The sequence below is a fragment of the Streptomyces sp. NPDC006296 genome (assembly GCF_040613235.1).
Taxonomy (GTDB): domain Bacteria; phylum Actinomycetota; class Actinomycetes; order Streptomycetales; family Streptomycetaceae; genus Streptomyces.
The window spans coordinates 92,376-102,648 of sequence record NZ_JBEXRT010000026.1 but is presented as its reverse complement, the minus strand read 5'-3'; the positions used below and the strand labels follow the sequence as shown (position 1 = coordinate 102,648).

General features: G+C 71.6%; 6 protein-coding genes. 3 read left to right on the top strand and 3 right to left on the bottom strand.

The genetic code is table 11. The features are described from left to right. Positions 1-593 precede the first annotated feature (593 nt). On the bottom strand, positions 594-1,010 hold the full coding sequence (locus ABZ172_RS19510) for an Rv3235 family protein (protein WP_356884973.1): 417 nt from the start codon (positions 1,008-1,010) through the stop codon (positions 594-596). A 279-nt stretch (positions 1,011-1,289) separates the two neighbouring features. Here ABZ172_RS19510 and ABZ172_RS19505 point away from each other — a divergent pair, with 279 nt between their 5' ends. From ABZ172_RS19505 to ABZ172_RS19495, 3 genes are all read left to right on the top strand, one after another. Continuing rightward, positions 1,290-1,796 carry a hypothetical protein gene (locus ABZ172_RS19505; protein ID WP_356884972.1) on the top strand — a complete coding sequence of 169 codons (507 nt, stop codon included), beginning with the start codon at positions 1,290-1,292 and terminating at the stop codon, positions 1,794-1,796. A 354-nt stretch (positions 1,797-2,150) separates the two neighbouring features. Beyond that, entirely contained in the window at positions 2,151-2,834 is a 684-nt protein-coding gene (locus tag ABZ172_RS19500; RefSeq protein ID WP_356884971.1) for an HAD hydrolase-like protein, read from the top strand. Positions 2,835-3,331: 497 nt separating this feature from the next. Beyond that, positions 3,332-8,347, top strand: coding sequence for an NAD-glutamate dehydrogenase (locus ABZ172_RS19495; protein ID WP_356884970.1), 5,016 nt, complete (start codon positions 3,332-3,334; stop codon positions 8,345-8,347). Between the two features lie 142 nt (positions 8,348-8,489). Here ABZ172_RS19495 and ABZ172_RS19490 read toward each other — a convergent pair whose 3' ends face one another. Both ABZ172_RS19490 and ABZ172_RS19485 read right to left on the bottom strand, forming a co-directional pair. After that, a complete protein-coding gene (locus tag ABZ172_RS19490) occupies positions 8,490-9,284 on the bottom strand; it encodes an ABC transporter ATP-binding protein (RefSeq protein WP_356884969.1) in 795 nt (264 codons plus the stop codon). Next, positions 9,277-10,218, bottom strand: coding sequence for an ABC transporter permease (locus ABZ172_RS19485; RefSeq protein ID WP_356884968.1), 942 nt, complete (start codon positions 10,216-10,218; stop codon positions 9,277-9,279). Before ABZ172_RS19485 ends, ABZ172_RS19490 begins: the two co-directional genes overlap by 8 nt. Positions 10,219-10,273: the final 55 nt, after the last annotated feature.

The window sequence follows — 10,273 nt, the reverse complement described above, 5'->3', positions numbered from 1 at the left end:
TTCCCGGGCCGTTTCCCGGGCCGTTTCCCGGGCCGTTTCCCGGGCCGTTTCCCGGGCCGTTTCCCGGGCCGTTTCCCGGGCCGTTTCCCGGGCCGTTTCCCGGGCCGGCTGTCGCGGACCGCTGGCAGGGCTGTCGGGGCGCGGGGGCTGTCGCTGCCCGCGCCCCGGTGGCTGCGCTCTGCCGTGCACGGTCCCTCTCCCGGCGCTGGAGGGCTTCTCCGTGCTTTCCCGGCCCCTTCGGGTGCCGGAGGAGCCGTGCGGCCTGTGAGGGCCGTTCTGCGGGCTTCTCTGAGGTATGTCCTCAGGTGCGGAGGCCGACGCTTACCGGTGGATCGGTGCGGTGCGGTGCGGTGCGGTGCGCGTCGGCTCGGCTCGGCCGGGACGGTGCACAGCCGGGCCGACGCGTCGGCGGTACGGGGCGGTGCGCGACGGGCCCGACGCGCACGGCCGTACGGGACGGCGCACACCGGCGTCGGGCGCGTACTGCCGTCCGAGCCCGTCGCGCCGGACGGGGCCGCGCCGCCCGCCGGGTCCACCGATCGCCGCAGGACGCTCAGCGCACCACGATCCCCGTGATCCCCGTGATCACCGCGTCAACGGACCGCCGGAAGACGTTCGCCGCCCAGGTCGATCGCGGCGCAGCGCCAGCGGAGGTCGGCTCCCTGCTCCAGGCGGAAGGCCATGGCGCGGACCTGCTCACCGGTGGCGATGCTCGCGAACGCCTCGACGACGCCGGTGGCCGGCTGGGTGCCGCGGCAGGCGCGTACGACCGGGCGCCTGCCGCCCGCGCCGAGCGGGGCGGCGGGCGCCAGCTCGGCGAGCTGGTCGTAGGCCTCGCCGATCGTGTGGCCGAGCATCCAGTGCACCGGTCGCTGGCCGCTGAGGACCGCGAGCAGACGCTCCGCGAACCACTGGTGCGGGCGCAACGGCCTCCGGGGCCGCTGCTGCGGCACCGTGCCCGGCCTGCTGTGGTCGCGTCGTCCGGCCGGCCTCGTCCTGTCCGTGCTCATGCTCATAGCCCCCGTGGCTGCTGTCCGGAGCCCGGCTCATACCGGGCGGTAACTTCTGCTGGGGACCTTCTACGGGGCGGATCGGCGGCCTCGCAACCGGCGTCGCGGGCCCCTCGGGCGTCCGGCGGGATCACCTATCCGGGTGGCGGGCCCCGTGTCCCAAGGGAACGGCGGGGGTGACGGGCGCCGCGCGGTGGACGACGGCGGGCTGATCGGCAACCCCGAAGGGGGACGCCGCACGTATCCTGAGGGCGTCATCGACTACGGAAGCGGTCATCCATGCGTGTGTACGTCCCCCTCACCCTCTCCGGTCTCGCCGCGGTGCACGGGGCCGGCGAGATCGGCCCGGGGCCGCTCACCGCGTACGCCGTGACGCCCGGCCTGCGGGAGTGGTACGTCTCCGACGACATCGAGGAGCTGGAGTACGCGGCGCTGACCCGCGCCGCCTCCGCCTCGCTGCGTCTGATCGCCGGGCGTCCGGACGAGGCCCGGCGCCGGGTCGTCGTCGCCCTGGACGTGCCGGACGGGGCGGCGTTCGCCGAGCCCGGCCAGGCTCTGGACGCGTCCTCGCTGGGTGAGGTGCGCATCGCGGAGCCGGTGGCACTGTCGAAGGCCGCCGCCGTGCACGTGGACGCCGACGACGCCGAGAAGGACGTCGCGGCGGCCGCCGCGGCGCTGGGAGCGGCCGACCTGGGCGACGACGACGCCCGTTTCACCGTGGACGGGGCCGAGGACCACGAACTGCTGTGGTTCGGGATCCAGGAGATCCCCGGCCTCATCGCCTGAACCACCCGTCACCCGGGCGTCCCTCCGTCCCACCCCGGAGCGCCCCGGACCTCCTGCTGCACCCGTCACCCGGGCGTTCGTCACCCGGACGTCCGCCCCCGTAAGACCCTCGGGCCCGCTGCTGCGCCGGCGGCCCGAGGCACCGGGTCTCCCGTGACGCCGGTCGCCCGGACGCCCGGAGGCCCGTCCCTCCGGAGCTCCGGTCCCCCGTTTGCATCACCGCCCGGGACACCGGGTCCCCCAAGGTGCCCGTCACCCGGAGCGCTCTTCGCCCGGAGCGCTCCTGGCCCGGAGCGCCTGGCCTCCGGGGCTGTGCCGGGGTGGCTGTCGGTGCGGGCGAGTATTTTTCTCCTCATGGCGACAACGGGGAAGCACCGCACACATCTGGTCTGGGACTGGAACGGCACACTGCTGGACGACATCCACGCGGTTGTCGGGGCGACGAACGCCGCCTTCGCGGAGGTCGACCTGGCGCCGCTCACGCTGGAGCAGTACCGGGAGACGTACTGCGTGCCGATACCCAAGTTCTACGAGCGCCTCATGGGCAGGCTCCCCACCCCCGCCGAGTGGGAGCGCATGGACGGCCTCTTCCACCGCCACTACACCGAGCAGCGGGCCGCCTGCGGGCTGACCGAGGGTGTGGAGGAACTGCTGGTCCGGTGGCTGAGCGGCGGTCGCAGCCAGTCGCTGCTGAGCATGTACGGGCACGAGCAGCTGGTCCCGGCGGTGCGGGGGTACGGCATCGAGCGTCACTTCGTGCGCGTCGACGGCCGGACCGGACCCTCCGGTGGCAGCAAGGCGCTGCACATGGAACGCCACTTCGAGGTGCTCGGGGACATAGCCCCCGAGTCCGCGGTGGTCATCGGCGACGCCGTGGACGACGCGGTGGCCGCGGCCCACGTCGGTGCGCGCGCCGTGCTGTACACGGGTGGATCGCACAGCCGCAGCAGCCTGGAGGAGGCCGGTGTGCCCGTCGTGGACACGCTGGCCGAGGCCGTCGCGCTGGCCGAGCGGATGGCCGAGCGGATGGCGGACTGAAGCCGCCTCCGGTCGGGACCCCGCACCGAGGACAGCACAGCCCACAGCACAGCCCGCAGCACAGCCCGCCGTCCCGGGGCGTCCCGGGGCGGCTCCCGGTCACCCCGGTCCGTCCGTATGCCGGGCAGGACTGTTCGCGTACGCGCGCTTACGCGCAGGAGCGGTCCCGCGCGTTGTCCAGAGTGTCAAAGTTCGGGACGTTCTTTTGTACCTAAGCGGCTCATGACGGTTGTGGGTGCAGGAGGGATAGCCTGGTCCCGTGATCAGCGCGATATGCCTCGGGGGCAGCGAAGCCCCCGGCCTGCGCCCGGAGTGCCACAGCACCCGGGCCATGCGCGATCTCCGCGTCCCGGGCCGTCAGCCGAAAATGGCCGATACGGTGCCGGGCGTCTCCCCGGGCGGCATAACGTCGAACCAGACCGGATACCCCGCGTCGTGGCGGTACGTCGTCTTTCTCACCTACGTCACGCAACGGCGCGCGACAGGAGCCAGAGGACATGCAGACCAAGCTGGACGAAGCCAAGGCCGAGCTGCTCGCACGGGCGGCCCGGGTAGCTGACAACAGTCCGGGCGGTGGTGTCGGTGGCCCGGGAGGTGGCCTCCGGGTGCACCTTGCCGACGGAACCGGTACCGACGCGGAAGCCGGCCAGGACGAATCGCCGGGCCGTGACACGCTGCTCGCCTATCTCCAGCGCTACTACCTGCACACCGCCCAGGAAGACATCACCGACCGCGACCCGGTCGACATCTTCGGGGCCGCCTGCTCCCACTACCGGCTCGCCGAGAACCGCCCGCAGGGCACGGCGAACGTCCGGGTGCACACCCCGACCGTCGAGGAGAACGGCTGGACGAGCAGCCACTCCGTCGTCGAGGTCGTCACCGACGACATGCCCTTCCTGGTCGACTCCGTCACCAACGAGCTGTCCCGGCAGGGCCGCGGCATCCACCTCGTGATCCACCCGCAGGTCGTCGTGCGCCGCGACGTCGCGGGCGCGCTGATCGAGGTGCTCGCCGACGACCGGGCCAGGAGCAACGGCGCCAAGCGCGCCCGCAAGGACTCCGGGACCGAACTCCCGCACGACGCGCTCGTCGAGTCGTGGATCCACGTCGAGATCGACCGCGAGACCGACCGCGCGGACCTGAAGCAGATCACCGCCGACCTGCTCCGCGTCCTGTCCGACGTACGGGAGACCGTCGAGGACTGGGACAAGATGCGCGACACAGCCCTGCGGATCGCCGACGACCTCCCCTCCGAGCCGCTCGACGAGCTGGCCGACGAGGAGGTCGAGGAGGCCCGCGAGCTGCTCCGCTGGCTGGCCGCCGACCACTTCACCTTCCTCGGGTACCGGGAGTACGAGCTCCGCGACTCCGACGCCCTGTCGGCCGTCCCCGGCTCCGGTCTCGGCATCCTGCGCTCAGACCCGCAGCACAGCGAGGACGAGGCGCACCCGGTGAGCCCGTCCTTCGACCGGCTCCCCGCGGACGCCCGCGCGAAGGCCAGGGAGCACAGGCTCCTGGTCCTGACGAAGGCGAACAGCCGGGCGACCGTGCACCGCCCCAGCTACCTGGACTACGTCGGGGTGAAGCGGTTCGACGCGGAGGGCAACGTCGTCGGCGAGCGCCGCTTCCTCGGCCTGTTCTCCTCGGCCGCCTACACCGAGTCGGTGCGCCGGGTGCCCGTGGTGCGCCGGAAGGTCGCCGAGGTGCTGGAGGGCGCGGGCTTCACGCCCAACAGCCACGACGGCCGCGACCTGCTCCAGATCCTGGAGACGTACCCGCGCGACGAGCTCTTCCAGACGCCCGTCGACCAGCTGCGCTCCATCGTGACCTCCGTCCTGTACCTCCAGGAGCGCCGCCGGCTGCGGCTCTACCTGCGCCAGGACGAGTACGGGCGCTACTACTCCGCCCTCGTCTACCTGCCGCGCGACCGCTACACCACCGGGGTCCGGCTCCGCCTGATCGACATCCTCAAGGAGGAACTGGGCGGCAACAGCGTCGACTTCACGGCCTGGAACACGGAGTCGATCCTCTCCCGGCTGCACTTCGTCGTCCGGGTCGCGCCGGGCACCGAGCTCCCGCACCTCACCGACGCGGACGCGGACCGCATCGAGGCCCGCCTCGTCGAGGCCGCCCGCTCCTGGGCCGACGGCTTCCAGGAGGCGCTGAACGCCGAGTGCGGCGAGGAGCGTGCCGCCGAGCTGCTGCGCCGCTACGGGCAGTCCTTCCCCGAGGGCTACAAGGCCGACCACTCGCCGCGCGCCGCCGTGGCCGACCTGGTCCACATCGAAGAGCTCAAGAGCGAGCACAAGGACTTCGCCCTCAGCCTGTACGAGCCGGTCGGCGCCGGCCCCGACGAACGCCGCTTCAAGATCTACCGGACCGGGGAGCAGGTCTCGCTCTCGGCGGTCCTGCCCGGGCTCCAGCGGCTCGGCGTCGAGGTCGTCGACGAGCGCCCGTACGAGCTGCGCTGCGCCGACCGCACGCACGCCTGGATCTACGACTTCGGGCTGCGCCTGCCGAAGTCGACGGGCAACGGCGAGCACCTCGCCGACGACGCCCGCCACCGCTTCCAGGAGGCGTTCGCCGCCATCTGGACCGGTGAGGCCGAGAACGACGGATTCAACTCCCTCGTGCTGGGCGCCGGGCTGGACTGGCGCCAGGCCATGGTGCTGCGCGCCTACGCGAAGTACCTGCGCCAGGCGGGTTCGACGTTCAGCCAGGACTACATGGAGGACACCCTCCGCAACAACGTCCACACCACCCGGCTGCTGGTCTCCCTCTTCGAGGCCCGGATGTCCCCGACCCGCCAGAAGGCCGGCACGGAGCTGACGGACGGGCTGCTGGAGGAGCTGGACGGCGCCCTGGACCAGGTCGCCTCGCTCGACGAGGACCGGATCCTGCGGTCCTTCCTCACGGTCATCAAGGCGACGCTGCGGACCAACTACTTCCAGCTGGCCGACGACCACGAGCCGCACAACTACGTCTCGATGAAGTTCGACCCGCAGGCCATCCCGGACCTCCCCGCGCCCCGCCCGGCGTACGAGATCTGGGTCTACTCGCCGCGTGTCGAGGGCGTGCACCTGCGCTTCGGCAAGGTCGCCCGCGGCGGGCTGCGCTGGTCGGACCGGCGGGAGGACTTCCGTACGGAGATCCTCGGCCTGGTCAAGGCGCAGATGGTCAAGAACACCGTGATCGTGCCGGTGGGCGCCAAGGGCGGGTTCGTCGCCAAGCAGCTGCCTGACCCGGCCGTGGACCGTGACGCCTGGCTCGCCGAGGGCATCGCCTGCTACAAGATCTTCATCTCGGCGCTGCTCGACATCACCGACAACATGGTGACGGGCGAGGTCGTCCACCCGGCGGACGTCGTCCGCCACGACGAGGACGACACCTACCTCGTCGTCGCGGCCGACAAGGGGACCGCGAGCTTCTCCGACATCGCCAACGACGTTGCCGTCGCGTACGGCTTCTGGCTCGGTGACGCCTTCGCCTCCGGCGGCTCGGCCGGTTACGACCACAAGGGCATGGGCATCACCGCCCGCGGTGCCTGGGAGTCCGTCAAGCGGCACTTCCGCGAGCTGGGCCACGACACCCAGACCGAGGACTTCACCGTCGTCGGGGTCGGCGACATGTCCGGTGACGTCTTCGGCAACGGGATGCTGCTCTCCGAGCACATCCGGCTGGTCGCCGCCTTCGACCACCGGCACATCTTCATCGACCCGAACCCGGACGCGGCGACCTCCTACGCCGAGCGGCGCCGGCTGTTCGACCTGCCGCGCAGCTCCTGGGCGGACTACGACAAGGACCTGCTGTCCGCGGGCGGCGGCATCCACCCGCGTTCCGCCAAGTCGATCCCGGTCAACGCCCAGATCCGGGCGGCGCTCGGCATCGACGCGAAGATCACGAAGATGACGCCCGCCGAGCTGATGCAGACGATCCTCAAGGCGCCGGTCGACCTCATGTGGAACGGCGGCATCGGGACGTACATCAAGTCGACGGCCGAGTCGAACGCCGACGTCGGGGACAAGGCCAACGACTCGATCCGCGTCGACGGCGCCGACCTGCGGGCCCGCGTCGTCGGGGAGGGCGGCAACCTCGGTGCCACCCAGCTCGGCCGGATCGAGTTCGCCCGTTCCGGCGGCCGGATCAACACCGACGCGATCGACAACAGCGCCGGTGTGGACACCTCCGACCACGAGGTGAACATCAAGATCCTGCTCAACGGTCTCGTCCGCGACGGCGACATGACCGTCAAGCAGCGCAACAAGGTGCTCGCGGAGATGACCGACGAGGTCGGCCAGCTCGTCCTGCGCAACAACTACGCGCAGAACACCGCGCTCGCCAACGCCTGCGCCCAGGCGCCGTCGCTCCTCCACGCCCACCAGCGCTTCATGCGCAGGCTCGGCCGTGACGGACACCTGGACCGGGCCCTGGAGTTCCTGCCGAACGACCGCCAGATCCGCGAACTGCTGAGCCACGAGAAGGGGCTCAGCCAGCCGGAACTGGCCGTGCTGATCGCCTACACGAAGATCACGGCGGCCGAGGAGCTGGTCTCCACCGTCCTGCCGGACGACCCGCACCTGCAGAAGCTCGTGCACGCCTACTTCCCGAGGCAGCTCGGCGAGCGCTTCCCCGAGGCGGTCGACGGGCATGCGCTGCGCCGCGAGATCATCACGACGGTGCTGGTCAACGACACGGTGAACACCGGCGGTTCGACCTTCCTGCACCGGCTGCGGGAGGAGACCGGGGCGTCGCTCGAGGAGATCGTGCGGGCCCAGTTCGCCGCCCGTGAGATCTTCGGCCTGTCCGCCGTGTGGGACGCCGTGGAGGCCCTCGACAACACGGTGGCGGCCGATGTCCAGACCCGGATCCGGCTGCACTCGCGCCGGCTCGTCGAGCGGGGCTCGCGCTGGCTGCTCGGCAACCGTCCGCAGCCCGTCGAGATCGCGGAGACCATCGGCTTCTTCCGCGAGGGCGTGGAGCGCGTCTGGAGCGAGCTGCCCAAGCTGCTCCAGGGCGCGGACGCCGAGTGGCACCGCTCGATCGTCGACGAGCTCACCTCGGTGGGCGTGCCGGACGAGCTGGCGGTGCGGGTGGCCGGATTCTCCTCGGCCTTCCCGGCGCTGGACATCGTGGCGATCGCGGACCGTACGGACAAGGACCCGCTGGCCGTCGCCGAGGTGTACTACGACCTGGCGGACCGGCTGGGGATCACCCAGCTGATGGACCGGATCATCGAGCTGCCGCGGGCCGACCGCTGGCAGTCCATGGCCCGCGCCTCCATCCGTGAGGACCTGTACGCCGCGCACGCCGCGCTGACCTCGGACGTGCTGTCCGTCGGCGACGGGACCGCGTCGCCCGAGCAGCGGTTCACGGCGTGGCAGGAGAAGAACGCGGCGCTCCTGGCCCGTTCGCGCGCCACCCTGGAGGAGATCCGGGGCTCGGAGTCCTTCGACCTGGCGAACCTGTCGGTGGCCATGCGGACGATGCGGACGCTGCTGCGCACGCACGCCTGACCCGGGACGCCGCGGAGCCTCCTGCCGGACCGGTGTCCGGCAGGAGGCTCCGCGGCGGACGGGCCGCGACCGAAGCCGTCCGCGGGGCGGGCCACCCGGCCCGTCCCGCGGACGGCTTCACGGCTTCACGCGGGCCACGGGGTCATTTCCTCGCGGACTTCGCCGGCCCGGTGAACTCCTCGTACGCGGCCACGACGTCCTGGGCCGGGCCGTCCATCCGCAGGGTGCCCGACTCCAGCCAGATCGCCCGGTCGCAGGTCTCGGTGATGGACCGGTTGCTGTGGCTGACCAGGAACACCGTGCCCGCCTCCTCGCGGAGCTCCATGATCCGGTCCTTGCTGCGCCGCTGGAACTTCGCGTCGCCGGTGGACAGCGCCTCGTCGATCAGCAGGACGTCGTGGCTCTTGGCCGCCGCGATGGAGAAGCGCAGCCTGGCCCCCATGCCGGAGGAGTAGGTCCGCATGGGCAGGGTGATGAAGTCGCCCTTCTCGTTGATGCCGGAGAAGTCGACGATGTCCTGGTAGCGCTCCCGGATCTGCGCGCGCGTCATCCCCATGGCCAGGCCGCCGAGCACGACGTTGCGCTCCCCGGTCAGGTCGCTCATCAGGGCGGCGTTCACCCCGAGCAGCGAGGGCTGGCCCTGGGTGTGGATCCGGCCCTGCGACGGGGGCAGCAGTCCCGCGACGGCCTTCAGGAGCGTCGACTTCCCGGAGCCGTTGGAGCCGATCAGGCCGATGGCCTCGCCCTTGTACGCGGCGAAGCTGACGCCCTTGACCGCGTGCACCTTGCGGGCGCCGCGGGGCTGCCGGCGCGACACGATCCTGTTCAGGGCGGAGGTGGCGCTGCCCCGTCCGGTGCGCGCGCCGTTCACCGTGTAGGTGATGTGGACGTCGTCGACGACGACGGTGGGTACCCGGGTGTCAGCGGTGTCAGCCACGTCCGTACCTCTCCTCGGCCTTCCAGAAGTAGACGAAGCCGCCGACGCCGCAGAGGAGCGCCCAGCCCGTCGCGACGGCCCACACGTGCGGGGGCAGCTGGTCGCCGGTGAAGCTGTCGATCAGTGCGAAGCGCATCAGGTCGATGTAGACGGCCGCCGGGTTGCACTCCAGGGCCAGCAGGACGAGCCGCGGGACCCGGTCGGCGGAGAGCAGGGTGTCCAGGCTCCACATGACGCCGGACGCGTACATCCAGGTGCGCAGGAGGAACGGGGTCAGCTGGGCGATGTCGGGGGTCCTGGCCGCCAGCCGGGCCATCACCATCGAGACGCCGGTGTTGAACAGGGCCTGCAGGGCCAGTGCCGGGATCGCCAGCAGCCAGGAGGGCCGCGGGTACTGGCCGAAGGCCAGCAGGATCAGGAACAGCGCGCCCAGGGAGAACAGCAGCTGCTGGAGCTGCTGGAGGGCCAGGGCGATCGGCAGGGACGCCCGGGGGAAGTGCAGGGCCCGGACGAGCCCGGTGTTCCCGCTGATGGCCCGGGTGCCGGCCGTGATCGAGCTGGCGGTGAAGGTCCAGATGAAGACACCGGTGACGAGGAACGGCACGAAGTCGGGGACCCCGTGCTTGGTGTTCATCAGGACGCCGAAGATGAAGTAGTAGACCGTCGCGTTGAGCAGCGGCGTCATGATCTGCCAGATCTGGCCGAGCTTCGCCTGGCTGTACTGCGCGGTCAGCTTCGCCGTGGCGAAGGCCGTGATGAAGTGCCGGCGCCCCCAGAGCTGCCGGACGTACGCACCGAGCGTCGGCCGCGCCCCGCTGACGGTCAGACCGTGCCGGGCCGCGAGCGCGGCCAGCTCGCCGGGTTCGTACACGGGGAGGAGGGCGGGTGATGCGGTGTCCACCGGGGCCGGCGGAGCTGCTGTCTGGCTCACCACGATCGCTTTCGACGGAGGTCGGGGAGGTCGGTGCGCGGGGATCCGGCTCGATGGG